Source organism: Leptolyngbya sp. KIOST-1, assembly GCF_000763385.1.
Taxonomy (GTDB): Bacteria; Cyanobacteriota; Cyanobacteriia; order Phormidesmidales; family Phormidesmidaceae; genus Nodosilinea.
On record NZ_JQFA01000002.1, the window covers coordinates 3,158,634 to 3,185,097 of the forward strand.

The 26,464-nt window shown below is 56.8% G+C and carries 22 protein-coding genes; 4 read left to right on the forward strand and 18 right to left on the reverse strand.

Going from position 1 to position 26,464, the window contains the following annotated elements:
• Positions 1-72 precede the first annotated feature (72 nt).
• Together NF78_RS13960 and NF78_RS13965 are read left to right on the forward strand one after the other, a co-directional pair.
• Complete coding sequence (locus tag NF78_RS13960; RefSeq protein ID WP_035987271.1) at positions 73-1,518, forward strand: sodium/glutamate symporter; 1,446 nt, start codon at positions 73-75, stop codon at positions 1,516-1,518.
• A gap of 210 nt (positions 1,519-1,728) precedes the next feature.
• Positions 1,729-2,010: a hypothetical protein gene (locus NF78_RS13965; protein ID WP_035987273.1), complete on the forward strand. Its 282-nt coding sequence runs from the start codon at positions 1,729-1,731 to the stop codon at positions 2,008-2,010.
• A gap of 243 nt (positions 2,011-2,253) precedes the next feature.
• Here the strand turns inward: NF78_RS13965 and NF78_RS13970 are convergent, their stop codons facing one another.
• From NF78_RS13970 to NF78_RS13995, 6 genes are all read right to left on the reverse strand, one after another.
• The gene (locus NF78_RS13970) at positions 2,254-4,548 is read right to left on the reverse strand and encodes an ATP-dependent helicase (protein WP_081972617.1); all 2,295 of its coding nucleotides are present in this window, start codon (positions 4,546-4,548) and stop codon (positions 2,254-2,256) included.
• Positions 4,549-5,080: 532 nt separating this feature from the next.
• Complete coding sequence (locus NF78_RS13975; RefSeq protein WP_081972618.1) at positions 5,081-6,901, reverse strand: CocE/NonD family hydrolase; 1,821 nt, start codon at positions 6,899-6,901, stop codon at positions 5,081-5,083.
• Positions 6,898-7,371, reverse strand: a complete 474-nt coding sequence (locus tag NF78_RS13980) for a hypothetical protein (protein WP_052050411.1) — start codon at positions 7,369-7,371, stop codon at positions 6,898-6,900. Before NF78_RS13980 ends, NF78_RS13975 begins: the two co-directional genes overlap by 4 nt.
• Positions 7,355-9,019: a GH3 auxin-responsive promoter family protein gene (locus tag NF78_RS13985; protein WP_072016077.1), complete on the reverse strand. Its 1,665-nt coding sequence runs from the start codon at positions 9,017-9,019 to the stop codon at positions 7,355-7,357. Before NF78_RS13985 ends, NF78_RS13980 begins: the two co-directional genes overlap by 17 nt.
• A gap of 2 nt (positions 9,020-9,021) precedes the next feature.
• Positions 9,022-10,188 (reverse strand): mandelate racemase/muconate lactonizing enzyme family protein, encoded by a 1,167-nt coding sequence (locus NF78_RS13990; RefSeq protein WP_035987277.1) that lies wholly within the window; start codon positions 10,186-10,188, stop codon positions 9,022-9,024.
• Positions 10,175-10,894, reverse strand: a complete 720-nt coding sequence (locus NF78_RS13995; RefSeq protein WP_081972619.1) for an iron-containing redox enzyme family protein — start codon at positions 10,892-10,894, stop codon at positions 10,175-10,177. The genes NF78_RS13990 and NF78_RS13995 overlap by 14 nt, the downstream gene beginning before the upstream one ends.
• A 387-nt stretch (positions 10,895-11,281) precedes the next feature.
• Here NF78_RS13995 and NF78_RS14000 point away from each other — a divergent pair, with 387 nt between their 5' ends.
• Positions 11,282-12,142, forward strand: a complete 861-nt coding sequence (locus tag NF78_RS14000) for a hypothetical protein (RefSeq protein WP_035987279.1) — start codon at positions 11,282-11,284, stop codon at positions 12,140-12,142.
• Positions 12,143-12,290: 148 nt separating this feature from the next.
• Here NF78_RS14000 and murJ read toward each other — a convergent pair whose 3' ends face one another.
• The 4 genes from murJ to NF78_RS14020 form a co-directional block, all read right to left on the reverse strand.
• On the reverse strand, positions 12,291-13,895 hold the full coding sequence (gene murJ / locus NF78_RS14005) for a murein biosynthesis integral membrane protein MurJ (RefSeq protein ID WP_035987281.1): 1,605 nt from the start codon (positions 13,893-13,895) through the stop codon (positions 12,291-12,293).
• A 191-nt stretch (positions 13,896-14,086) separates the two neighbouring features.
• Positions 14,087-14,800, reverse strand: coding sequence for a nuclease-related domain-containing protein (locus NF78_RS14010; protein WP_197064836.1), 714 nt, complete (start codon positions 14,798-14,800; stop codon positions 14,087-14,089).
• Between the two features lie 281 nt (positions 14,801-15,081).
• Positions 15,082-16,074: an adenosine deaminase gene (locus NF78_RS14015; protein ID WP_035987284.1), complete on the reverse strand. Its 993-nt coding sequence runs from the start codon at positions 16,072-16,074 to the stop codon at positions 15,082-15,084.
• Positions 16,075-16,149: 75 nt separating this feature from the next.
• A complete protein-coding gene (locus NF78_RS14020) occupies positions 16,150-16,815 on the reverse strand; it encodes a hypothetical protein (RefSeq protein WP_035987287.1) in 666 nt (221 codons plus the stop codon).
• A 305-nt stretch (positions 16,816-17,120) separates the two neighbouring features.
• On the opposite strand from NF78_RS14020, the gene NF78_RS14025 reads away from it, so the two are divergent.
• Positions 17,121-17,363, forward strand: coding sequence for a ChaB family protein (locus NF78_RS14025; RefSeq protein ID WP_035987290.1), 243 nt, complete (start codon positions 17,121-17,123; stop codon positions 17,361-17,363).
• A 436-nt stretch (positions 17,364-17,799) separates the two neighbouring features.
• Here NF78_RS14025 and NF78_RS14030 read toward each other — a convergent pair whose 3' ends face one another.
• From NF78_RS14030 to NF78_RS14060, 8 genes are all read right to left on the reverse strand, one after another.
• Positions 17,800-18,027 carry a hypothetical protein gene (locus NF78_RS14030; RefSeq protein WP_035989749.1) on the reverse strand — a complete coding sequence of 76 codons (228 nt, stop codon included), beginning with the start codon at positions 18,025-18,027 and terminating at the stop codon, positions 17,800-17,802.
• A gap of 61 nt (positions 18,028-18,088) precedes the next feature.
• Positions 18,089-18,436: a type II toxin-antitoxin system PemK/MazF family toxin gene (locus NF78_RS33485; RefSeq protein ID WP_072016078.1), complete on the reverse strand. Its 348-nt coding sequence runs from the start codon at positions 18,434-18,436 to the stop codon at positions 18,089-18,091.
• Positions 18,433-18,654, reverse strand: coding sequence for a hypothetical protein (locus NF78_RS14035; RefSeq protein ID WP_035987293.1), 222 nt, complete (start codon positions 18,652-18,654; stop codon positions 18,433-18,435). Before NF78_RS14035 ends, NF78_RS33485 begins: the two co-directional genes overlap by 4 nt.
• Before the next feature lie 190 nt (positions 18,655-18,844).
• Positions 18,845-19,162: a S1 RNA-binding domain protein gene (locus NF78_RS14040; protein WP_035987296.1), complete on the reverse strand. Its 318-nt coding sequence runs from the start codon at positions 19,160-19,162 to the stop codon at positions 18,845-18,847.
• A gap of 5 nt (positions 19,163-19,167) precedes the next feature.
• Positions 19,168-19,533, reverse strand: coding sequence for a hypothetical protein (locus NF78_RS14045; RefSeq protein ID WP_035987299.1), 366 nt, complete (start codon positions 19,531-19,533; stop codon positions 19,168-19,170).
• Between the two features lie 291 nt (positions 19,534-19,824).
• Complete coding sequence (locus NF78_RS29480) at positions 19,825-20,895, reverse strand: restriction endonuclease subunit S (RefSeq protein ID WP_197064837.1); 1,071 nt, start codon at positions 20,893-20,895, stop codon at positions 19,825-19,827.
• Positions 20,879-22,813 carry a class I SAM-dependent DNA methyltransferase gene (locus NF78_RS14055; protein ID WP_035987301.1) on the reverse strand — a complete coding sequence of 645 codons (1,935 nt, stop codon included), beginning with the start codon at positions 22,811-22,813 and terminating at the stop codon, positions 20,879-20,881. Before NF78_RS14055 ends, NF78_RS29480 begins: the two co-directional genes overlap by 17 nt.
• A 204-nt stretch (positions 22,814-23,017) precedes the next feature.
• Positions 23,018-26,413 (reverse strand): tubulin-like doman-containing protein, encoded by a 3,396-nt coding sequence (locus NF78_RS14060; RefSeq protein WP_225885297.1) that lies wholly within the window; start codon positions 26,411-26,413, stop codon positions 23,018-23,020.
• Positions 26,414-26,464 lie beyond the last annotated feature (51 nt).

Genomic DNA, 26,464 nt, shown 5'->3' on the forward strand with positions numbered 1-26,464 from the left:
TCAATGGCTGTATAGCAGTGGCGAGGGTTGGCATTGCCGCTGGTCCTCCTTGCACCTACCTGGAGAAACCTTTTGTTCAACCTGCGTACTGTTCTATTTGCCTTTGTCCTGCTGGCGCTGCTGCTGCTGCTGGGGCGCTACCTCAAGCAGCGGATTGCCTGGTTCCAGCGGCTCTATCTGCCGGCCTCCATCGTGGCGGGGGCGCTGGCGCTGCTGCTGGGGCCAGAGGCCCTGGGAGCGATCGCAACGGCCCTGTTTGGCCCCGACACTTTGCTGGCGGGCGGTCTATTTGCCGAAGATATTCGCGCGGTGTGGTCCCAGGCCCCGGGGGTCTTTATCAACGTTGTGTTTGCGGCCCTGTTTTTAGGCGAAACCATTCCGCCCCCGCGCGACATCTGGCGCAAGGCCGCTCCCCAGGTGGTCTTTGGGCAAACCCTGGCCTGGGGGCAGTACGTGGTCGGCGGCCTGGCCACCCTGCTGATTTTGGTGCCGCTATTCAACGTCAACCCGATCGCGGCAGCCCTGATTGAAATTGGCTTTGAGGGTGGCCACGGCACCGCCGGGGGCATGGCCGACACCCTGGTCAATCTGGGGTTCGACGACGGAGCCGATCTGGCCATTGGGTTGGCCACGGTGGGCATTGTGGCGGGGATCATCTGCGGCACCGCCCTGGCCGACTGGGGCCGCCGCAAGGGTCACATCGACACCGTCAGCCGTCGGGTGATGGAACCAGAGGAAATTCCCGACCTCAATGTGGTGGCCGAAACCCCCGAGCTGCGTCGGGAGCGAGCCCGACTGCTGCGTAACCTGCTGATCGATCCGCTGTCGATCAACTTTGCCATTGTCGGCCTGGCGATCGCGATCGGCTGGCTGATTCTGTCAGCCTTACAGTGGGTTGAGGCGGCTACCTGGGGGGGTGACGGTGGCTTCGAGTTGTTTAGCTATGTGCCCCTGTTTCCGCTGGCCCTGATTGGCGGCATTATTACCCAGTCACTGCTCAATCGACTGGGGCTAGGAGCGCTAGTGATTCGCCCCATGGTGCAGAACATCGCCGGAGTAGCCCTAGATGTAGTGGTCATATCGGCGATCGCCACGATTTCGCTCAGCGTTATCGGCGGCAACCTGGGGGTTTTTCTTATTCTCAGTGTCGTCGGCATTTTGTGGAATGTGCTGGTCTTTTTGTGGTGGGCACCGCGCCTGTTTCCCAGCTTCTGGTTTGAAAAAGGCGTTGGCGACATGGGTCAGTCGATGGGGGTGACGGCCACGGGCATTTTGCTGCTGCGCATGGTCGATCCTGACAACAGCACCGGAGCGTTTGAGGGTTTTGCCTACAAACAGCTCTTCTTTGAACCGATTGTTGGGGGTGGACTGTTTACTGCCGCAGCCCCGGCCCTGATCGCTCGCCTGGGCCTGCTGTCCGTGCTGGCCATCACCAGTGGGCTGCTAATTTTCTGGTTGGCAGTCGGCTATTTGTTAATTCGACAAGAGCGTCAACGCCCCTCAGCCAGCGGCGTGTAGCCACTTTACAGAATAGTTGGCGTGCCTACCCGCCAACTATTCTTCTGTTGTGCCAAAATCAACCTCTAAATTTTGTTTAAGGAAAATCTAATATCTGATATAAGTATTTTTAATAAGAAGGATAGGTAATTTGTGAGCTAGTTTTCCCTTAATTTGAGGTTCTAAAGGTAAAATTTAGCTTGTTTTTAGCTTTGGACGGCATCATGCGTTATGGCAGACTCTGGAACTTCTCCGATTAGCGAAAGCTTTGATTCTTTACCGCGCGAGGTTAGAGTTGATAACCTCCGCAACGTGCTCGAAACGCTGCAAATTGCCGATGAAATTGCTAAGCAGGGCTATTTGATCACCAGTTCCGAGCTGGCCGATCTCATGGATGTGAACGCCAGCGCCGTGACCAGCCGGGGCGAATTTTGGGCCTGGCGTAACTGGTCAGTGTCGCGGGTGCGGCGGGAAGGAAACCAAATTCTCTGGCAAATCGAGCGGATCGATTAGCGGTTTTGGATTTGCGATTTTGGACTTTGGCGGGGTGAGCTGTGGCTTACCCCCCTATATCCCTACACAGGGCTCCGGTTTGGACTCGGAGGTTAGGTGACTCGGCTTTGCCAAAAAAATAGCCCTGGCAACGGTGCATCGCTGGCGCGACACAGAGGATTGGTATGGGCAGACCCCTGCTGGTATTGCCAGACCCCTGCGTCTACCCGTTACCCCTACCCATCCACCCATCCCCCCATCCACTCACCTCCCCACCCACTCCCCGAGCACCGCCACCGCCGGGCAAGGACTCGCCGCCTGCACATTCTCCGGCTTGCTCCAGGTAAAGGGGGCCTGCTGGGCCGCCGACATCCACAACAGGCGCTTGGCGCGGGTCATGGCGACGTAGAGCAGGCGATACTCTTCGGCGGTTTTGAGGCGTTTGGCCTGCTCCCAGGCGCTCAGAATGTCGGGAATGGCGCCGTCTGCCCCGTGGGCGTGGGCGCGGATCTGGGCGCGGGCCACCTCCGCCAGGGTGAAGTCGCCCAAAAATTCGCCCTGGGGCGGTACCCACAGGGTGCCGGGGATGGTTTTATCGTGGAGAAAGGGCAGAAACACCACGTCCCAGTCGAGGCCCTTGGCCTTGTGCATGGTGATCAGCGTCAGCTGGCCGGGGCGGGTGTAGAGGTCGTCAGTGTCTTCAGTATCGACGGCGGTAAAGCGCTCGGAGCCAACGATGTCTTGCAGCACGGCGATCGCGGCTGGCAGCGTGTTTTCGCTGCGAATTTGCTGGCTGACCCGGGCGGCCAGCTTGTCAGCGGTGGCCAGCTCGCTCTGGTTGTAGCCCAGGGTGAGGCCAATGAAGGAAAACAGGCTGTAGGGGGGCAGTTCGAGGCGCGATCGCAGCAGGCCGGTGCAGTAGCGCCGCGCCGCGCGGGCGGCCTCGGTGTCGGGGGGCGCATCCAGCGGGCCGGGATAGAGAAACTGCTCTGGAGCCTGGGCCAGGGCATTGAGATCCTGGGTGGGAATGCGCTGGCGATCGACCAGCACCCGCAGCGCTCCCTTGAGGCGATCGGCGGAGTGGGGCCGCTCGATAAATTGCAGCAGAGCCAGCATGTCTTCGGGCACCCTGGTCTGGCGGTCCTGCTCGCCCACGTCGTAGAACTTGAGCCCCAGCACCGCCAGGTCTACCCCCACCTGCTCGGGATCGCGCAGCAGGTCGCCCACATACCTGCCCTGGCGACCCTCCCGCACCAGAATGGCAAAGCTGGTGTCAGGGTTTTCGGTAAACAGGTCCCTGACCCGCTGGACGATCAGCCTGACCGCATCCAGCGTGGTGGGCGGCGAGAGAATTTCCACCCCGGCCCCCAGGGGGTCTGGGTTGGCCCCCGGCTGGGGGTCGTCGGGGGGCACCGGGGCGATCGCCTGGTCGCGAAAGGGGGTCTCTGGCCCAGCCACCTGCGCCTGGTTCACCCAGGCCAGCATCCGGTTGGCGGCGGCCATGATCACCCCGCTGCTGCGCCCCGCCTGATCCATGGTCACCAGCCGGTTCTCTGTCCGACAGGCATCGCAGAACTGGTTGAAGAAAACCGGATCCGCTGGGGTAAAGGTTGAGTTGATCGCCTGGTTAGGATCCCCCACCCGCACCAGGTTAGGTTCAGCCATGGGATCCTCAGGGTCCCCCGCCAGCAGCGTCAGTAATCGACTCTGCAAGGGCGACGAATCTTGCGCTTCGTCTTCAAACACAGCAAAGGTGCGCCCTTGCCAAAAACGACGGCTATCGGGGTCGTCCAGGGTCCGCAGGGCACCCAGGATCATGTCGTCGTAGTCGATCCAGCCCCGCTGCTGAAGCAGGGTCTGGTAGCGATCGTACAGCCCCGCCGCAATGGTGAGCACGTCGTAGTCTGCCCCATCCGTTGGTCGAGTGTAGTGGACGTTTTGGGCCAGGTCCAGTAGTTCACCCGGCATCAGCCCGGAACTCTTGGCTTCGCGGATCACGGTGTGGGCCAGGCTGGGCAACACCTCAGTCCGCAGCACTGACTGCCGCCGGAGCTGTTCGGTCTCCTCCCCGTCAAACTGGCGGCCATCGACGAGGCGGTAGTAGCGGTCGGGGTTAGCCACAATCCACTGCTCTACGCAGGCCCGCAGAATGCGGTTGTTCTGGGCCGGGGAAACCAGCGTTAGCGTATCCAGGCTCAGGTTGGAAAGTTCAGGGTTGCGGGTAGCAATGGCCAGGGCCAGACCGTGTAGGGTAGAGACGGTAAAGCTGGTCTGGGGCAGGCCCAGCGCCTTGAGGTGGCCGCGCACCTTGGCCTTGAGGTTGGCCGCCGCCGATCGCGTAAAGGTGACCAGCACCAGCTGGCGGTTCAGGTGGAGCTGGTGGCGGGCGATCGCGATCGCCGCCGCCGCCGCCATCCCGGTCGATTTGCCCGACCCCGGCACCGCCGACACCGCCAGCCGTCCCCCGGCCCAGTCGGCCAGCTCTTGCTGCCCCCGCCTGAGCCCGGCGCGAATCTCGGTCAGTACTGTCTCTCGATCGACGGGTGTAGCTGCCACCATAGGGTTCACCGTGCATCCTGCGGTTGCCTGCATTAGCCCATTATGTGCCAGCCCTGCTGTGATCCCCACATTTGTCCAGGCTTGAAAACAGGGATTGTTGTAGGGTGCATAACGCTAAGGCGAGGCTTCGGCAACGCACAGCAATGCACCGCGCAGGGATTATGCCAGAACTGATCGTAGTGGGGCCAAGGGTACGTAAGCAATGGTAGTTGGTGAAAGCCTGACTTGCCGCCGGGGCCATTTCGCTGGCCCCAGCCCCCCGGCTTCGCACGTCCTGCGGCCTACGAGAATGGCGTCGCCCCTACTGGGGCGCAAACAAGTATTGGCCGCCCTTCACCCCACGGAAAGGACTGGCCGATCATCGGTTTAAACCTCTGTCCTGCAAAGGAGTGGGTAGGGATCTTTAGACCCTGAGGCGGCAGTTGCGGAATTTTAGACATACTAAACCGGCGTTCTAGCGCCTTTTCCGTTTCCTGTCTCAATTCAGCAATGTTGGCGTAGTAAGCAGAGTCGATTTTGGTTGAGGGGGAACCTACTCCGGAATGATCGGCAGAATCAGCTGGGAGACGGCGGCGGCGTGGTGGTAGACCGTTTGAGTTGCGCTGACCGGCTGGCGCTCGGTGGGAATGTTGCCGCCCGTGTTGGGGTTGCGATCGAAGCGGGGGTAGCTGCTGCTAGATACCTCCAGACGCAGGCGATGGCCTGGGAAAAAGACCTGGCTGGTGGGCCACAGGTCGATCGCGATTTCGGTAGGGGTCTGGATGTCCTCCAATCCATCGCTGTCGATCGCGCCCTCGTAGCCCCGCCGCAGAATGCCTTCAGACACGTTGTAGGCCCTGCCATCGGGGTAGACATCCACCAATTTGGCGGTGAAATCGCTGTGGGGTGCGGTGGTCGCAACCTGGAGCCGCAGCTGCACCGGCCCCGTCACCTCGATCGCCTCGCCCAGGGGCGGGCTGGTATAGACCAGCACGTCATCCCGCTGTTCCACCGCGTTTTGGGGCTGAATGCCTGCATTTGGTCCCAGCATGGTGCCCCCGGCGCTGGGTACCGGGTTTTGCGGGTCGTAGACAAAGCGATCGCTGGGTTCAGTCTCCCCCGGCGGCTCCAGGCTGAGCAGTCCGTCGCCATTCAGGGTGTTGGCCCGGCCATTACTGTGCAGGTAGTAGGGCGTATAGCGGGTGCGGGGCAGGGGCCAGGCCGATTCACCCCGCCAGGTGTTGGCACCCATGACGTAGATCAACACCGGCTCGGGGTAGGCCGTCTCGGGGTCACCTTTGAGCTGCTGATCAAACCAGGGCAGGCTGGGGCCAATGCTCTCGAAGCGGTAGTTGCGGGGGCGGCTGCCGTCGGGGAAGGTGACGGTGTTGGCGTGGGTCCAGGGGCCGATGACCAGGCGGGTGGCCTCGGCGACCTCGGGGGCAGCGGCGGCGCGGATCTGTTGAAAGTCGGCCAGCTGGGTGGGCAAAAACGGGTCGTACCAGCCCGCCATCAGCAGGGCCGGGGCCTGGAGCCGACGGGCGCGATCGGTGCCATCGACCGACTGCCAGTAGCGATCGCGCTCCGTGTGGCTGGCCCAGGTGTCAAAAAACGGAATGTTCTGCACCGCGCGATCGTCGGCCTCGATCAGTGGCCAGCCCGCCAAGCCCCGCTGGAGCTGCTCCGGGGGCAGCGGCACATCGCGGGGGCCGTAGCTGAGGGTGGCCCAGTAGAGGGCGCTCTCTAAAGAAAACGCGCCGCCGGGGTAGAACATGCCGTAGAAGTCGGTGCTGGAGATTTGCGGCAACAGGGCCGATAACCCCGGATCCGTCTGGTCGGCCAGCACCCACTGGGTATAGCCAAAGTAGGAGCCGCCCCACATGCCGATGTGCCCGTCGTACCAGGGCTGCTGGGCAATCCAGGCCAGCGTGGCCCGCCCATCCTGGGCCTCGTTCAGAAAGGGCGGATCGTAGCTGCCGCCCGACTCGTACCGGCCCCGCGTGCCCTGAATCACGGTGGTGTAGCCGTGACTGGCCCAGAGATGGCCCACGGTGCGGGCAAACAGAATGTGCTTGAGCTGTTTGGAATAGGGAATCCGCACCAGAATGGTGGGGGTGGGGGCGGCGGTGCGGGGATGGTAGACATCGGCCACCAGCGCCGTGCCGTCAGGGGCGGTCACGGTTACCCGGCGCTCTAAGCGCACGCCGTACTGGGCGGGGGGATAGTCGAGCTGGTGGCCCAGCCAGGCGGCGGCGATCGCGCTACCCCGCCCAAGGAGCAGCAGCAGCAGCGCGGTCAGCCCCGCCAGCAGCCCCAGCCAGACCCACCTGGATGACAGCCACCGTACGCGATGACGAAAACCTCCTGCCTTCATGCTTTCCCCCCGGTGCGATGACCCTGGCCCCAGAGCCAAAGGTAGGCGGCCAGCACCCAGTGAAACACAATCGGAATGGTGCCCTCCCCCAGCCAGCGGCGCTCTGGGTAGAGGGCCATGGTGAGGCCGTAGCGAACCACCATCACCAGGGCGTAGCCATAGCTAAAGTACTGCAAGCCCCGGCCCAGGCGAGGGCGAGGCCGCTGAAACCAGCCCCGCCCCTGGGCCAGATCGCGGTTAATTTTGACCTGGAGGGCCAGAATTAGCAGCTGGCTGGGCAACAGCAGCGGGTAGGGCAGCAGGCCCGAATACCAGTGGGGCATGGACGGCAAAAAGGGCACCTGGCAGCAGGCCACCAGCACCTGTCCCAGCACCCGCAGCAAAAACAGCAGGGTCAGCCCCCACAGGTAGGGCACCAGCCGCCGACCAGGCACCAGATGTTGAGGCAGACCGTCAGTGGGGGTGGGCATAGGGGGGGTGGGCATAGGGCAGCGTCAGCTCGTAGGTTTGCGCGATCGCCTCCGTATCCAGCGGCAGGGGCTGCTGGGTGAGCACCGGCCATTTGTACTGCACCTCCCGCTGGCCCTGGGCCACGGCCCGGCGCTGGGTTGCCTCTGCCCAGCCCGGCTGCATGCGGTGAAGGCAGGGGAAATTCAACCGTTGAGAGGCGCGTTTTTGGGCGTATTCGGTGTTGTTCCCGGCCAGAGCCGTATCTAGGGCTGACAGCAGTTGCTGAACCCAGTCCTGGCTGGGGATGTCAGGCGTTTCCCAGTACAGCTCGTAGCGCATGGCCTCGGCATTGGCCACCAGGCGATAGGGGCCGATGGGCTGGTGAAACTGGCGCTGGAGGGCTGCGATCGCCGCCAGCACATGGTTGACATGCAGCTTTTCCCCGGTCAGGTTGCTCATGTCGCGCCCTTTGCGCAAAAAGGCCACCAGGGGCGATCGCTGGTAGAACCCGGTCACCTCCACCACGTCGTTGATGTGGTAGCGGTAGAGGCCGCCGGGGGTGGTGAGCAAAATCTGGTAGCGCTGCCCCGGCTCTAGCTCATGGCTGAGCAGAATTGGCGGGTCGGCCATGTCCACGCAGTCTTCGGGAATAAATTCGTAGACATTCAGGGTCAGATCCAGCAGGCCAGCGGGGGTGTTGTCCTGGTAGGGCAGGGTGATACGGGCCTCGCTGGCCAGGTAGCCCAGATCGCGAATCGGCAGGGGGCCGTAGTCGGCGGTGAGCTGGCGGGCCTGGGCTCCCACGGAGCCGCCCGTCCAGCAGCCCAGCAGGGCCAGGTGGGGCCAGCAGTCCCGAGGCCGCAGGGCTCCTGTAGTGGCGAAAATTTGCTCTAGCTGTCTGGCCCGCTCCGGCTGGGGCCGCTGGACGGGCAGGCCCTCGCCCCCTGCGCCGTCGTGGATGGCGCGAATCAGCGACTCTGCCTGGTCGGTCATTACCGTGGTCAGGCGCTTCAGGGTGCTGGGGTTGGGCGTACAGAGAAACGACACCTGCCGGGCCAGGGCGTAGCGGGCGATCGCCCAGTAGCGACGATCGTAGTCGGGGATCTCAAACACCGGGTAGGGGATGGCGTAGCGGCGGCGAATCAGGGCCGGAATCTGTTGGTAGATCCGCCCCGATAGGCTGCCGTAGGGAATGCCGCCGGGGGTGTAGCCCTCAATCGCCGGGCTGACGATCCCCACCACCGCCCGGTTCAAAAAGGTCGGGTGCTCTTGCAGAATGCGGTAGAGCCACTGGCGCATCAGCGCTGCCCCGCCCCGCTCGACCCCAGCGGTGACCGGAATATACTTGGGCTGCCCGGTGGTGCCGCTGGTCATGGTGAACATCCGCACCGGCTCATTCACCAGAATCTGCTCCTGCCCGGCCAGCATTTGCGCCACGTAGGGCCGAAAGCCTTCGTAGTCGCGGATGGGCACGGCCCGGCGATAGTCGAGCGGGGTGCGGATGCGATCGAAGTGGTGCTCGCGGCCAAACTGACTGTCGCCGTGGTGGCTGAGCAACTGCTGCAACAGCTGCGTTTGGGCCTGCTCCGGCTCCTGGGTGGCGGCCTCCAGTCGGTGTTTCAGGGCTCGTCCCTGCCAGCGCAGGCCGAGGGTGTAGAGGTTGGCCATGCTCACGCCCCCTCGGTTGAAAGGGTAATGGTCTGCTGGGCGTACTTCTCCAGCAGCTCGTCCTCAATCTCCACCCCCAGCCCTGGCCCTTTGAGCGGTTTTGCCAGGCCCTGGTGGCCAAAGTGAATCGGGCGGCGGCTGAGATCTTCCCGCAGCAGCAGGCTGCCGTAGGAGCCTTCGCAAAAGCTGATCTCGGGCAAGTGGGCCGCCAGGTGCCGCCCCGCCGCCGAGAGAATCGCCGTCTCACCCACCTGACAGCCCACCTGCACCACCACCCCAGCGGCGGTGGCCAGCTCGGCGATCGCCAGGGTTGGCCCCAGCCCCCCGCATTTAGCCAGCCGCAGGTTAAAGCCCCGGCAGGCCCCAGCCTCAATCAATGCTGCGGCATCGGCCAGGGTGATCAGCGACTCATCGGCCATTTGAGGAATGGCGGTGGCCCTCTGCACCGTTGCTAACTCCTGGGGACTACCACGCGGAATCATCTGCTCGGCGCTGTCAATGTGGAATTCGGCCAGGGCTTCACAGGTGGCGATCGCACCCTCCACGCTATAAGCCCCATTGCCATCCACTCGCAGTGACATCTCTGGCCCCACCGCTGCGCGAATCGCCGCCAGCCGTTCGCGATCCGACTCTCCGGTGATCTTCACCTTGATGTGGGGCAGGCCAAACTGCTTAAACCGCCTGGCGTGCTTCACCGCGCCTTCCACGCTGCTGGCCGTGATCACGCCGCTGTAGGTGACCGGGTGCCGGGGCGGCAGCAGTTCTCCCAGGGAGACCCCGGCAGATTTCAGCAGACAGTCCACCAGGGCCAGCTCAAAGCCACAGCGCGCCCCGTGCCAGGCCACCACGCCGGGGTGGGCCATAGGATCGGCAGCGGCGGGCAGGGCCAGGGACTCCAGCCAGGCGATCGCCCCCGGCCCGGCCCAGCGGGGGTAGTCATTCGCCTGCACCGCAGGCCACAGGGTGCGCTCCATGAATTCCAGACAGCCCGCCACGGTTTCACCGGTGACGTAGGGCCGCGCCACTGCTTCGCCGTAGCCCACGGTGCCGTCGTCGGCCCGCAAGCGCACGACGATGGAGTCGGAACTGCTGCGCGATCGCACGCTGTGGGCAAAGGCTTCCACAAAGGGAATTTGCAGGGCAAACAGGGTGGCCTCAACAATTTTCATGGGCAGCTCCGGCCAGCGAGGGCAGGTCGGCAAAGTAGCGCTTAGCAAAAATGTTCTCGCGGAAGGTGATGTCGAGAATCGTCTCCAGATCCTCCGCCTCGATCTCGTAGTAGGCCAGGTACTGCTCCACGCTGTCCAACCCCTCCTCGGCGTGGCGAATATCGACCTCAGAATGGTGGTGAAACCAGGTCAGGCTCCCAGGCGGCAGGCCCCGATGGGTCGCCAGGGCCTGGCCCATGCGCCCGGCCATGCGAGAGAGCATCCACTCAAAGCAGGTCACCTCCAGCAGCACCGACAGCCCCAGCTCCTGCATAGTGCCAAACAGCAGCGGATCGGTGCAGAGCTGCCGAATTTGGGCTTGGGCGGCCTCGGCCAGGCGGGTCTGGCGATCGCCGTCAAACCCCGCCGCCGCCGCCAATTGATACAGCAGATCGGGGTGGCAGATCGCCACCTCGTCCAGTCCCAGTTCTTCGAGCAGGTTGTGCTTGATCTGGGGGGCGGCCTCCGGCGGGGCCACGGCGTAGAGAAAGGCCAGAATTTGCGGACTCTTCAGGTGGGTCTGACAGAGGTTGAAAATAAAAGCATCGTACTCTTGGGGGGTGGCCTGGCCCTGCTCCAGGCGCTGAAACCAGGGGGAGCGCTCAAAGGCCTGCACCTGGTCGGCGTATTGGGTCTCAATCAGAGAGCGAAGCGACAGCGCGATCATAAGAACCTATGTAGAGCGTTAAAACCAAGCTATTGCTGTCAAGATGCCCTGATCTATTCGAGGGATTGCAGAGACGCCAGGACTTGGTTCGCTGTCTCTGGGGCAATTCTGGTGCAGCCTGTGTAGGCTAGTATTGCCTGGCAGAAATATGGCCACCGTTGCTGAGGATGTCAGGTCTCGGGTGTCAGGTGTCAGGAATGGTTGGCTGACTTATGCCTCGGGGTACTAGGGTCAGGCTGGCAACCCGGTAGTAGATCTTCAGTTTTTCCATGGCAGGCAACAGGCTCAGGGGGCAAGACAAGATCTACTTCAATCCAGAGGAGACCCATTCCGGAAATTGTCCACGGGTTCAATAAAACTGTCTCAGTGGTGCGGGGCGCTGACGCGATGAAGATTTTAGGCGGGTGTCTGACTTTGATGCTGGGTGTTCTGCTGGTTCAGGGATGCAATGCGCTCAGTGTATTTACATGTGGCAAATTAGAATCGAGGGCTACCTTTGGCAGCCACGAACTGATGGCAGATCAGCGCACGGTTCTCTTTGCAGCAGAACAGGAATATTTCTACTCATGCGAGTATTGTGCCGAATGTACGCAACGGGTGATATCCAGAGGCAGCTGGGCGATTGGCACCTATGATATTGTCTCCAACCAAGTTGATATTTTGCAGCGCTTTCAGAACCGCGATCGCACCAGACAATCGTGGCGTATTGTCTCCTTGGCGGGTTCAAGGGCCTTACTGTGGGGAGACTCCTACTACTTTTTTGACATCCCCACCCGTCAGTTAACTCCGCTGCCAATCGAAGAGGAATTGGCAGAACTGAGAACAGTTGAGAAATACTTGCCTAGGGACCCTCAGCTACTAGATGAGGCGGGAACGCTTTTGGTCACGTTAGATGTTGAAGAAAAGCAAACTTTGAACACCTACGAAGTCGAATCTTGGGTGCGCCATGGGAATGGTGACTACACGCGATTGGGCCGCCACAGTGACATAAAACAACAGGGGGACAACCTTTACTGGTGGGATCTTGAAACTCGTCAGCCCACCACCTACAGCGTAAAAACACAAACGCTTAAGCCCCTTTCGAAGCAGCAGTATCAAGCTGCTCTGGCGAATAACACAACGTCTGAACGGACAGTTCACGTTCAGCCCCAGGCGCACCCTAGCGCTCATCTTCATATTGGCCGTCGGCAAGGAAATGAGTGGCGGTATGAATTATCTTCCATCACAGCAGAAGACCTGGATTGGTAGCTTAACGGGTGACCATTGCTGATACAGGGAGGATGCCATTGGGTCGCCCCATCCGCGACAAAGTCGCCAGCCTGTTGGGTAGCGTACTGCCGCAGGCGCTGCCGCAACCGGCTGGCGATCTGCCTGGTCAGTTACAAACCTTGACCTTCTATCGCCGCACCCGTTCCCGCAGCCGCGCGGCTAGCTGCTTGGCCTCAGGTATGGGCAGCAGAAACGCCCCCACCGTAAATACCAGCAGCCCCACCCCGCCGGGGATCACCAGTTGTAGCGCCAGCACCCCGAAGCCCTCGGTGCCGAGCCCGGCTTCCAGACCTTGCAGAGTGCCCCAGGCGGCAGTGCCCGCGACGAAGCTTAGGGCGGTCAGCAGGGCGATCGCGCCGCCCCATTCCCGCAGCGGCATCCCCCGCAGCTTGCGGTGCAGCATAGCCGTCAGCGCCAGGGTCGAAAACACATTCACTCCCACCGTGGCCAGCACCAGACCCGGTGCCCCCAGCCAACGAATGAAGAAAAAGTCCAGCACCCCGTTCAGAACGATGTTGATTAGGCTGATGCGAAAAGGCGTCTGCCCATCCCCCAGAGCATAGAACACCCGCACCAGCACATCGCGGGCCAGGTACACAAACATGCCAATGCCGTAGACCATCAGCACCGAGGTCACCAGGGCCGAGGCGTCCTCGTCAAAGGCACCCCGCTCGTAGATCACCCGCACAATGGGCAGGGCTAGCACCACAAACAGCGCCCCCAGGGGCAGCATGGTCAGTGCCGTAAACAGCAGGCTCTGGCGAATGCGGCCCTTGAGTTCGGGCCAGTTTTCCGGGGCCGCCAACCGGGCGAACATGGGCAAAAACGGCACCAAAATCACGTTGGAGATAATCCCCAGGGGCGTCTGCACCAGCAGATTGGCGTAGCTCAGCGCCGCCGCCGTGCCGGGAATAAACGAGGCGAAGAACAGGTCAGTGAACAGGTTAATTTGCAGCATCCCCGAGGACAGGGTGGCGGGCACCAGCACCCGCATCACCTCGCGCACCCCCGGCACCGACCAGTCGAAGCGCAGGCGCGGTCGCCCCAGCCCCGACTTCCACAGGGCTGGAATTTGGGCCAGCCACTGCAACACCGCGCCCCCCAGGGTACTGGCCGCCAGCACCGCCCCCCCCAGCAGGTAGTACTCCGGGTTGGTGATGTCGCCACCGATCGCCCCGTAGAGCAGCCCCAGCCCCACCAGCACCGCCCCACTGGAGAAAATCGGACTGATCGAGGGCAGCCAGAACTGGCTGTCGGCGTTCAGCGCCCCAAAGCCAATGCCAATCAGCCCCGCCAGCAGGGCCATGGGCGACATAATCCGCAGTTGCAGCACGGCGATGTCGCGGGCCACCGTGTCCGCCAGCGATAGGCCGGGGGCAATGGTGTCAATAATCGGCCCCGCCAGCACAAACAGCAGCAGCGACACCCCGATCAAGATCAGCCCCACCAGGGTATTCACCGCCTCGATCAGCTTGGCGGTGTCTTTGCGGTCTTGCCGCGCTACCACGCTGACGATCGCACTGTGAAATGGCCCGTTGATACCCCCCAGCAAGATCAGCAAAAAGCCGGGAATGATGTAGGCAAAGCTGTAGGCGTCGGCCACCGGCCCCACCGCAAAGGCCGCCCCGATCGCCTGCTGGCGAAACAGCCCGACAAACTTGCTGAGGATGGTGGCCGCAGCCACAATGCCCGCAATATTGGCGAGAGAACGAGAGGGTTTTGCGTCAGACACAGGGCCTCGCCGGGGGGAAACAGCACAGGGCCACGGTCAGCCCTCAGAACCATCCCCCATTTAACTGCATAATTGAACTAGCTAAGGCCATCTGGTCGGTCTAGACATTGACCATGCCAGTCAGGTGGCCAATTTGTCTAAGCTAGAGGCCAATGCCCTGCCTATCGCCTGCGGCTAGACGACCTAATGCCCTAGACAGCCTTGCTTGCTGGCTTTCCGGTGGAGCGAATGTAGCGGGATAGATGGTAAGACGCTAGCTTCACATCTTCATCAGGTAATACTTGAGGCTGGTGGTTGAGAAAACCAGGTAGCGCCTTGGGGTTCAGCACCCAGACCGGAGAAGATTTTGCCGCAGGCGTGGTTTCGATAAACCAGCCGGGGAAGACGATCACGGGTTTGACTGCAAAGTCTTTGCCAGTGCATTCTTTCAATAGAGTTTGCAACCATTTTGCCTGGGCTTGGGCCTGAATAAGGGCATCGGGCTGGGCAAAGGCCGTATTGTTAATCTTGAGCTGTTCGCCATCAAAGATGATGGTTGGGCGACCCGATTCAGGCTTGCTGTAGGTTTTGGTCTCTACGGTGTAGATGCCACGGTCAGAAATAATCACGTGATCGACGTTGAAGCCTGTACCAATGACATCGTGGTAGGTGCGGTAGCCCTGCTCGCGCAAGTCGGACAAATATTGGCCGACGGCTTTCTCCCCATCCCTGGCCATTCGCAGACGCTTGATCGTCTGCCGGACGCGGTAAAGCCTAAAAACGGCATACCCAATGCCAGCGAGCAGCAGGATTGTGAAAATTAGGGGGTGAGAATATGACTTGGTCAGCCAGCGAAACCACTCTAGGAATATGAACACAAAACCAAATGAAATGGCAAATGCCCATGGAGCGACATCGTCAATCACTAGGCGAAGGAGTTCTTCGTCGAGGGACTGCCCTGGGTTGCGGAGTGGGTTGTCGGTAATGGGAGACTTTCGGGTGGGTTGACGAGGCAGAATGGGCACGACTGGGTAGACGGAAACACTGATGTACAGGGTGCCCAGACAGTGCTTTATGGCAGCATCGTAATCTTAGCTTTTTCAATCAGTAAAGTTATGTGTAAACGGTGGGCTAGTTAAAAAAGATTCCCCCACTTGCCCTAACTCACCCTAGGAGAACCCTCATTTCTACTGTTGACGCCGCCCTCTTAGTAAACCGATAGTTCCTCTAGGTAGGGCTGCTGCTCCGCTGGGGACAAAAGCGACGCTTTGAAGGAATTTTTGGCCAGCTGCACCAGTTGAGCGGGCGTTAGCCCCAGGGCCGACTCCACCGCGTCAAAATTTTCGGCCAGGTAGCCGCCAAAGTAGGCCGGGTCATCAGAGTTCACCGTGACGCACAAGCCCAGATCCATCAGGTGTTTGAGGTTGTGCTGGGCCATCGTCTCAAATACGCAGAGCTTAATGTTCGACAGGGGGCACACCGTCAGCGGGATCTGGTGCTCAACCAGGTACTCCACCAGGGCTGGATCTTCCACACAGCGCACGCCGTGGTCAATGCGGGCCACCTTGAGCAGACGAATGGCTTCCCAAATGTACTCCGGCGGTCCCTCTTCCCCCGCGTGGGCCACGGTGAGAAACCCCTCGGCCCGCGCCCGGTCAAACACAGTCTGAAACTTGGCGGGTGGATGCCCCAACTCCGATGAGTCTAGCCCTACGGCAATGATGCTGTCGCGGTAGGGCAGGGCCTGCTCCAGGGTAGCCATCGCGGCCTCGGCGCTGAGGTGGCGCAAAAAGCAGAGAATTAGCGCCGAGGAAACCCCCAGCTCAGCCCTGGCATCCTTAAGCGCCTGGGTGATGCCGCTGTGTACGACCTCGAAGGGAATACCGCGATCGCTGTGGGTCTGCGGGTCGAAGAAAATTTCGGTGTGGCGCACCTGTTGGGCGGCGCACTTTTGCAGGTAGGCCCAGGTGAGATCGTAGAAGTCTTGCTCGGTTTGCAAGACCTGCGCTCCGGCGTAGTAGAGGTCGAGAAACGACTGCAGGTTTTCAAACTGGTAGGCCGCCCGCACCGCCTCCACCGATTCGTAGGGGAGTTGAATGCCGTTGCGCTGGGCCAGGGCCACCATCATTTCAGGCTCTAGGGAGCCTTCGATATGGATGTGGAGTTCAGCCTTGGGCAGGGTGGAGAGGGGCGATCGCATAGTTCACCAACACATTTAAGCGGCTATTATGCCCTAACGACCCGGCAGGCCGCATCATAGAGCATGACGGCAGCTCTATGGAACGGAATCAGGGGCGGCGCGGGGGGGCAACACCTGCGTCACAAAACTAGCTATGCCGTAGAGGATGAAAGTTTCCCCCAGGAGTTCGCCAAATTCTTCAATCGTGATTCTGAAGTGTTCGCCCAGGAAAAGGCCCTGGGCGAAGGAATGGCTGGCCAGTTCTGCGGCGATCGCGCCCTTTGCCGCCTCGGCCCCAAACCCACCCAGCAGAAAAACGCCTATCCCTACCAGCACCCACAGGACCGAGGCGCGATGGGATTGCCAGATCCAGGCCAGGTCTCGCCATCCCAGCACCGGAATGGCGATCAAAATGCCCAGGTAGATCAGTTTCCAGTCGACCTGGTTGAGGGCCAGGTGAAGTTTGGTCAGCTCGTCTACTCCCCCGTAGAAGCTGAGCAGCGCCAGGGCGCTGGGCAAAAACCAGGAAACCGGACGGACCATGCGCTGGCGATACCGCAGCAGCACCAGGCACAGGCCACCGATGGCAAACAGGTGCGCCGCCTGGAGCCAGGAGGGCAGCGATCGCAGACCGTTGAGGTCGAGCAGCGGCACCGCCTCCCCACGCCGGTAAACCGTGGCCAGGTAGACTAGGGCCAGCCCCAACTCGAAGCCAACCAGAGAGATCGCCACTCGCGGCAGCCAGTTTTTTTGTACGTGCATAAAAATTAAGCGGGATTGATTAGATCCATCTTGCCCTTGGACAGGGGGTGAACCGCCGCCAGAAAAAGTCGGATTTAGGCGGCCAAGCAGCGCCCTGGCCAATCACCAAACTCAGTTCGCGCAATCAGGGGCGAACTAGCGGCAGGACGGGCAATTGAGCAGGGAAAATGGCCCGCAACCCAGAGCGATCCCTGCCCTAGGGCAACGGAAAAACGCACTGAATTTATTGCGAAAGACGGAGGTTGAGGCCAGTGCCAATCTTTTAAGGTCTACGCAAGAACATGCATGATTAAGGAGACAACCTCATGCCTTACGAAAATGTAGACCAGCTGCCGCAAGAGACCCAGTCTCTGCCTCAGGAGGCAAAGCAAATCTTTATGGCCGCATTCAATGCTGCTTCCCAGGACGGTTTTAGTGAAGACGGCGCTCGCGAAGTTGCCTGGAACTCGGTCAAAAATACCTTCATGCAGGACAGCAACGGCGAGTGGACCTTTAAAGCTGACAAAATTGACTCCCGCAGCCAAACCGGAGCTATGCCTGGGAACTAATGCTTTAGACGGCGACGGGATTTTGCAATTGCGATCGCTGCTTAAACCACTTCTTCGGTTTCAAAGGGTAAAATCGGGCGGAAAGGGTTGGATACTAATCTGTATCAAACTTTTTTCGCCTTTTCTAAGGCTAATTTATGAAGTCTTCAATTAACTTAATTTTTAAGAAGCAAAAGCAGGAGTCTTGAGGGGAACAAGAGCTTTGTGCAAAATGCAGGGTTTTGCGTTTAGGTAAATTTCACGCCGGTTGCTTTCGCTATAACCAACGACAACTGCACCTACGATTTTGCCGACTTCTGGATAGATCAACTCACTCAACTCTCCTTCATCTAAAAAATCAGACGTTCTGCTTAACCCTTTTGTTAGAGATTTGTCAATTCGGCTTGACGAATCTCTCAATCTTGCATGGGTTCTATCTTGTCTCACTCAAGTCTGCCTACTGAATGGGACTGAGCTGTCCCAGTTCAACGCTGACAGCATCAAAGCGATCGTCACCAGGATGGTAGGAGAGAATTTCCAAGCCAATGGGTTCTCCTGTTGTGGAGTCTTTGATTAGGATGACTCCATCACCTAGTTCGGTGCTGATTTGTTCTTTTCTAGGTGGTTGCCAGAAGACTGTCAGCAACTCGGTTTCTGGTTCGTAGAAGACTTTTACCTGCGCCATATTGTCTCTCTCTTTCAGTGACTTCAAATTTGTTGCCAGAAACCTCCTCACTGGGTATGCATCAAGAGTTATGGCCATCCATTGCAGCGAAGGCAACTTTGACACAAGCTTTAATGCCTTGCCAGTCCTTTGCCGATACGTGCCCAATTACAACTAGGTTAGCGGAGCGGGGCAAGGTCACGATAAAGCTACGGAAAACCGATGGCACCCTCAACCCTGCGGTCTGCCAGTCTTGAAGCACATAATCTGTGGTGCCCAGCCTTTTGGTTTGAGAGGTGATTAGGCCAATAATGACATCAGGGCGAAGGTCATGATACTCGTTGGAAGACAGTACAACGGCTGGGCGGCGTTTAATGCCTGTCACACCAGGAAAGTCAACCGTTACTATGTCACCCGGACTGCAACTCACTCGGTCATCTCCTCATCTTCCGGAAATGCACTCATCGCATATTGAAGAGAAAATGTCGTGAGATCAAGTTGATCTTGTTCTGTCCAGGTATCGCTGTCATCCACACCAACAGTTCCCTGAACCAAGTTATTGAGGATAAGGGTTGCTAGTTGGAGGCGTTCATTAGGCGATAGAGTTGATAAAACGTGGTTGTAAATGTCCTGAATTGCTGCTGACATATCACACCCCTTCTATAGAATTCTAAGGTCAGGTTGAAAGGCTCTTCTGGGTTTATGACTGAGACTGTATATCGTGATACACTTCACTTCCGATTGAGGGGCTGAAACCCTTGCCAAGCTTGATATAAGGCTGGCTTATCACCAGATACCCAGAAGAGCCGGTTGAAATAACCATTCTGGCTTCCACTCACTAAGTAGCGAAGGCTGGTGTCTTGAGAGGGACAAGAGCTTTGTGTAAAATGCTGGGCTTTGCATTTAGATAAATTTCGCGGCGGTTGCTCTCGTTATAGCCAACGACAATTGCACCTACAATTTCACCAAGTTCTGGATACATCGATTCATTCATTTCTCCTTCATCTAGAAAATCAGGAATTCTGATTAATCCTTGTGCTGGAGATTCGTCAATTTTTAGGAAAACCCCAAAAGGCGCATGAAACTCAACTTCGCCTTGCACAAACTGGCCCAACTTATATCGAGATTTGACTTGCTCCCAACTTGTGTCATCCATTCTGCTCACCGTGGTTTAAGGACTCGTGAAAATTGATTTAGGACTGGAAATAGATTTTGAGGGATGACTACCTCAACTCTTCTGAGACCGTCTTGCTCATCATAGCAATACTCTAATGACTGGAAATACTGCTTGTAAGCCTCTCGATCAATAGTGACTTCAAGGATGCCTTCTTGGTAGCTTTGGTTGAACTCTTCGGCAATGCTTTTGTCATTGGGGCCAGCGAAGTAGCATTTGCCATCGAAGTAGGGAGGATTGTAGGGGAAGTCATCGAGTTGAAATCCTTTTTCTAGTAGTTTTTTGCCTTTGCCTCTTTGAGGGGCTTTATATATGGTAACGAACTGGATAGATGATGCCTGATCAGACTGCATGATTTAGCGTTTCAATAGAGAAATCAGTATATTTTCTCTACAGACCAACCGTAGGCAAGGTAATCCATGGCGATCTGGGCGACGCGAACCCGTGGAAGTCGCTGTAATCGGACAGGTTGATCGTCTTGCTTCTCAATGTGTGGGTAACTCAGGGCTAGCATACTCTTTCGTTGTTCCCTAGCTAAGTTTCCATATTCCTACAGTGTAATATCTTCTACTGATAGCAAGTATTTCTCTGCCAAGGTAACTCTAAAATCAGCGGCGAATTGACGAGTCCAGCATATTGCCTTGTTAGCTTTTCTCTTGAGTGCTTGATCTTGTATTACTAGTACAAAAATCAAGAAACTCTTTGCGCTTCTTATACTCTAAATTTATCATATACTGAGACATATACTCATAGTCAGGTGTACAAATATTGGTAACAGGAAGCATGATTTTTTGACGTTTCAAGCGTGATTCGTTGAATTTGTAGGCGTATTGGTACTTACTCTTCTGCTTTAGAATTATATTTTTTAAGAAAAGATATAGATATTTGCTTCCTTCAATGCTCTTGAGAGATAAGCGTTTTACATCGTCTGAAAAAATGGCGGTGTATGGGTGATAAAAGTTTTCTACAACACTGCCATTGTAATTCACACCAAGAATATTGCTGTCTTCTGAGGAATTGGTATTTGCAACAAAAGCAGTTATGCCGTTGTTAGAGTCTGTTGAACCAATAAAGGGTTTTCTGCCTACTTTCATATCAGCCTTAGTTAAACGTCTGCCAGCCTTAATCTCTGCTATATCTTCAATAAAGAACTCATGCCACTCCTTATCTTCAAGTGGTTCGATATCTTTGAGTTTGAGCCTGGCTAATTCTTTTCGACAATGCTTGATATACTCAGCTTTTTTTTGCTCCATCAAGGCTTTTATGTAATTCTCCATGAATTGCCAGTCAGGTTCTCCACTAGCATTAATAGGAAGCATAACTTTTTGGCGTTTTAGTCTTGCCGTTCCCATCTTATAACCGTAGTTATACTTATCACGCTGACTACAGATCTGAGTAGATAGGAAGAGCCCAACGTATTTTGATTTGTTATACGGACGTAACTTACGGCAATCATTTGAGAACAGTCCCTTATATGGGTGATAAAAAGAATAACCCACGGAACCATTACGATTCACTGAAAGGCAGTTTTCTTCTAACGTATTGTTACTGTTTCCTACAAAATGGCTGATGCCGTTATTTTTTGCAGTAGAAGAAATATACGGAGTATTTCCAGCATATCGTTCTGCTTCATAAATATCTCTTCCTGATAATATTTCAGCAACATCTTCAATAAAAAATTCACTCCAATCTTTATCCTCAAGATTCAACAACATTTTCAGCCTCATCCGTCTCTAAAGATTCAAACAAATATTTTCGATTTTGCATAATCATTGAAAACTCGAAAGTGAGATAGTCTCCAATAGTCTTTTCAAATTCTGCATCGGAGGGGACTTCATCATTAAAGTAATAGAAGCTATGTAGCCACTCATCATTGGCTTCAACAGTCGTTTTAACACAAAATTTGCTTTCTGCTTCGATTCGGTCAAACCAAACATCCAGCAAGTGTTGTTTTCTATCTTTAGCTTGTTCCGTTTCAATTAAGCCAATATGGGGACTGACCTTAAAGCCATCTTCTCTAAAATCAATAAACTTACACTCTTTATCTGCAATATGTGGCTCACCTGCTGTAAAGATGGCAATACAGGGCATAGTCCCAACGCCATAGAATGTGTCTTTGTTTAATGTGATAACGCCTTCCAAGGTGTGTTTTTTGAGAATATTAGCTTGAATGGCTTTTTCTTCATGAGTTTTGCCCGTAACCGAAGATTGAGGAATAATTACGATAGCCCGGCCACCCTCAACTAAAGAATCCAATAGATGCTCGGTGAACGCAATTTCGTACAAGTCAGGGTTTTTCTTTGATCCTTGTGAGTAAGGCGGATTCATCATCCCAACCGTAGCTGCCTTGAGTTGTAGCTTGTTTGGGGCTTCTTTTAGAAAATTGCAATTGATTAAGTTGCTTTTGCCATCGCCTCTAAGAATCATATTGGTTGTAGCAATGGTAAACATATAAGGCTGCAACTCAAAACCATGTAGTTGTTTTTGCCGAATATTTTTCTTGGTGTTTTCGTTGCCGGTTTGGGCAAGCATATAGTGCATTGCGGCAATTAAGAAGCCAGCAGTTCCAGCACAAGGATCAAAAACCACGTCATCAGCTTTCACGCCTACCAATTCACAAAATAAATCGGTGATGTGCTTTGGAGTTAATACAATTCCAAGTGTTTGCCCATCTCCACCGGAATATGACATAAACTCACCATAAAATCGCCCCAAGTAATCTTCTGACGAGCTTGTATACTTGATGCTTTTGTAAATTTTCTCATGCAAAAATTCAGTAAAGTGCTTGAGAGGTGTTTTGTTTAATGTTGAATTCAGTTCATTCAGAAGATGAGTATCTTTGATGATAGAGAATTGACTTAGGATCTTGTCTCTCTTGACTTCTGGTGAAACTCTCGAACGCTTTAAGTTTTTCTCAATAGAGTTGTAAATTTTCTCGCCATCTGTATCAATTTCATCGCCGTTCAAGTTATCAATTTCAAAGCTACCAAATTCTGCTTCACGCAATGCAAGAAGTATCCCTGAAACGATAAGCGGCTTATCAATATCCTTGAGATTTCCATAATTACGCAAGTCTTCATGTAACTCTGCGGCATCTCTGAGGATTTCGGCCAGCTCTTTCTCTCGATCAGTATCTTCCTGAAGAACTTCTCTGATGTAATACTCAGAAATGTTTTGTTCGTTGAATGAGATAAAAGACTCTACCTCGGGTAGCTCACGATAGTATTCTGTCTCATCAATAAATAAAGGGCTGATTTTGTGCTTTTTCTCGTCACCAGAAATCCCGAATGCTATGATTTTTTTATATAAAGTATTTTGAGCTAGATGCTGGCCGTAAAACAGAGCTCCATTTACGGAAAAATCTTGAACATCTTTTGCTACAAGGCTTATCAAGCCCTTGGAATCCAGTTTTATGTGTTTGGCTAAGTCGGCCTTGTTCTCAATAACAATAAGAAAGTCTTTAACTACACCAACAAACTCAGGAAAACCTACTTTGCCAGAACCGCTCTTGGATGCTGTCTTTAGGGCTTTGTCAATTTCAAGAATGGTGCTTCCTTGAGGTTCTAACTCAATGCCAGCGTCTTTTAATAAACCATGAACCCAGAAATCCGTTTTTGCTTCTTTCTTAGCCACTCAGTTACTCCAGATTGTAAAATTAATATTTCAGCTTTCCAAACCAGACTAATCACAAGGTATGCTAACTAGCTAGTACTCTGAGGCGGAAGTAAATCTACCGCTGCGCAAGTTTCTGGCTTGCCATAAGCACACGACGACTGCGCTACAATAGTTGAGAAATTTCTGACTCAGTGTACTAGATATTTTGGGGTATGCACTTCCCTAAGCCAATTCCGATCGCACGTTCTCCTCAATAATCGCCACCTGCTCATTGGTCAGGCCCAGTTCTTCCTGGAGTTCCAGCAGTTGGGCCTGTTCTTCCAGGTCAACCTCGCCGTCATTTTCGATGAAAGCGCGGAACATCAGGGCGTATTCAGCGGCGGCCTGTTCGAGGGTGTTTTGAGGTTGGTATTGGGCGGCGATCGCATTCGCCTGTTCCACCGATACCCCGTACTTCACCCGGAATTTCTCCAGCAGCTCTAGCTCCGTGGGCGAGGGATTGCCTCGCCGATAGCAGGTTTCGACCAGCTTGGCGTATTTGGCCAGGTTTTCGGAGTCGAGGGCGGGGGGAGGGGGGGGAGATTGGGGAGAGGGGGAAGAGGGGGAAGAGGGGGTGGGCGGTTGGGGCGGTTGGGGCGCACTGCTGTGCGCCCGTACGGGGGCTTCGGGCGCGGCGGATTCGCCGGGGATGAAGAGGCGGTGGGTGGTGACGAAGTCGGCGATCGCCGCCTGGATGCGCTTGTACTCGTCGCTATCGGAGCCACCGGGGAGCGTTTGTTCTTGCTGTTGCAGGTAGGTCATCACCTGGGTGTAGAGGACCTGCTTTTGAGGTTTGGTAGCGGCCTGTTCACCGATGGCGCGGATGCTGTTGTCCAGGGTTTCTGCCAGTCGGCGGTTTTGGTCGGTGAGGAGAAAGTCCTCCGCTTCGGCCCAGGTGGCCCCCATGACTTCGGTTTTGTCGAAGCCGGTGAGCTTGTCGCGGTAGGTGAATTTGACCTCGGCAAAGCCCGTCACCCGGTTGTCTTCGCGGCGCACCAGGCCCAGGGCGTTGGCCAGCATCAGGTTGTAGCGGGCCTGGCGTTCGTTGCTGGTTTCAGGCATCACATCGCCAAACTGGCGGTAGTCCTGGTGGGTGTGCAGGGGGTTGTGGTCGGCCTGGCCCACGGCGCGGTAGAGCGATCGCATCCGTTCCATGCCCTCAATCAGCCGCAGCGGGAAGGCTCCGGTCTCCTGCACAAAGTAGATGTGGTAGGGGTCGTTGAGGGGGCGAATTTCCTTGTCGGTGACGGTGCTGGTCTTGCGGATCATCGGCAGCAGGGCGGAGACCGCCGGGTCGGTGGGTTTGCTGCCCCCCTGGATGCCGACCAGCTTCTGGTACTTCTCCAGCTTGTCGTCCCAGCCCAGTTTTTTCTGCTCCTGGCTGAGGCGCAGGAAGGGTTCCGACTTCTCAAAGGTGGTCTTGATCTGGGCTTCCTGCATTTCCACGGTGGGGTACTGCTCCAGGAACTTGCGGGCGGTGGAGATGTCGAGCTGGCTGCGGCGGCGAAACACCTCCATGGCTTGCCCCAGCAGCCGTTCGTAGAGGTCTTTGGTCTTCAGGGCGTCGAAGGGGTAGAGGTCGAACAGGCGCAGCCGCAGGTCTTCCAGCACCTGCTGGGAGAGGGTCTGGCAGAGGGTTTCTTCCTGGTCGGCGACGGTGCTGCGGTAGGCGGCGTCGATCTCCTTTTCGTCGTAGAGCAGAATGCCGTTGACCGTCAGGCCGCTGGTTTCGCGGGTGTAGACCCGCTCCTTGTCGCGCAGCTCGCTCTGCACGGTGGTCAGCACGGTTTCAAAGGCGGTCAGATCCACCAAAAGCTGGTCGATTTCCTCCCGCAGGCCGTCCAGCAGCATCACCCCCAGGGTGCGGGCCTTGACCTCGACTTTGGACACGTAGATCTGCTCCAGCGCCTGCATGATGCCCTGAAAGTCGTCTTCGATGACCTTCTTGCGGTTGAGCATCATCATCTGCTTGGCGTGGTTGTCGATCTGCTTCAGCAGGGTTTGCAGGGCGTTTTGGGCCGATCGCTCCCTGGGCAACCAGTACTTCTGGCGGTCCTGGTCAAATTTGCTGCGAAAGTCGGCAAACACCTCGATCAGCACTTCCAAAAACTGCCGGGTGAACTTTGGCCCCCGGAAGCGGTCTTCCACCATCTGGTACACCGCTTCCCGCAGTTCCCGCCGCTTTTCGGGGATCAGCCAGCTGAGGTTGTCCCACATTTTTTGGAAGTAGTCGCTCCAGCGTTTGGGGTCAGTGCCGGTGTCGTGGAAGTGGGGCCGATACTTTTCTTCTTCGTTGGAGATGAACCGTTGCAGGTTCTCGAAGGGGATGTTGAGGTCGTTGCGGCGCTTGCGGATGCTGGCCACCCAGTCGGCGACTTCCTTGGCGTAGGGCTTTTTGTTGTCGCCCATGCTGATGCTGTCGATGATCTGGTGATCGTGCTCCGATTCGGCCAGAAATAGGCCAGGCAAAATCTCGGTGCGAATCAGGTCGGACATGGCGGCGGGGGCGGGGGTGGGGTTGCTCCACCAGTCCACCAGCTTGCCCGCCAGGCGGGCCGAGCAGGCGTTCAGCACCCGCTCCACCGGAAACTGCACGCTGGAGAGGCCAAAGCTCATGAAGTTCTGGGGGTAGCCCAGGGCGTCTGGGCTGGCCCAGTGTTTGCGCACGTTGTCGCGCACCAGCTTTTTGTACTGGCTGAAGCCGGAGGTGAAATCTAGAAACACATTCTGGGCCACCATCTCCAGCACGTCCCCCAGGGTGGGGAAGGTGACTTTGTCGTTACTGTTGCCCACCAGGTAGGTGAAGTTGAAGGGGGTGTCGAGACCGCTCTGGCTGGTGATGCGATCGCTCTGGCTGTCGCTGTACTGAGCGTCGAAGCGGGTGTCGCTGCGGCTGTAGTGGTTCAGCTCCATCAGGGCGGCGTAGGCATTGGCAATGACGCGATCGCCCAACCCCGAAAACGCCCCCGGCAGCACCAGAAAAGCGCTGGTCTGGGGCAGCTCGGAGATCGGCACCCAGTCGCGCAGGTTGTAGGCCAGATCCAGCACCATGCCGGAGCCGGTACCGCCCGAGAGCGAACACACCACAAAGATGTTGATGCCCTTGTCGAGCTGCACCTTCCAGCGATCGAGCATGAACTTTTCGTGGCCGACGATGCGCCCCTTGGCTTTGTTGAAATAGTCTTTGATCAGCGGGTAGTTGAGGGCAAAGGCAAACCGCCCCAGGGCGCGAATCTGCCCCGCCCCCGCCAGAATCGAATCGGTGCCCTTCAGCTCGCTGGGGAACCACTCGTCCAGGTATTGGTAGGCCGAGAGCTTGTTGAGAATCGCCTTGGCGTCCTCCACCTTGGCCCAGATCTGCTCGATGGGCCGCAGGGAAATATCCTGCTTCAGTACAGTTTGCGCCTCGGAGACCCGCGCATTCTGCTCGGTGTCAATGTGCAAAAACGACACAATCGGCAACGCATCCAGGGATCCGTACTGCTCCACCACCATGCGGCGAATTTTGATCAAGATCTCTTTGCCGGTTCCCCCCACGCCGATGATCACGGTGGGGGTCATGCCTGTGTATTCGCTCATAGCTGGGGCACCGAGGAGGAGGACTGAGGATCGCTAACGCTTAAGGTTTCC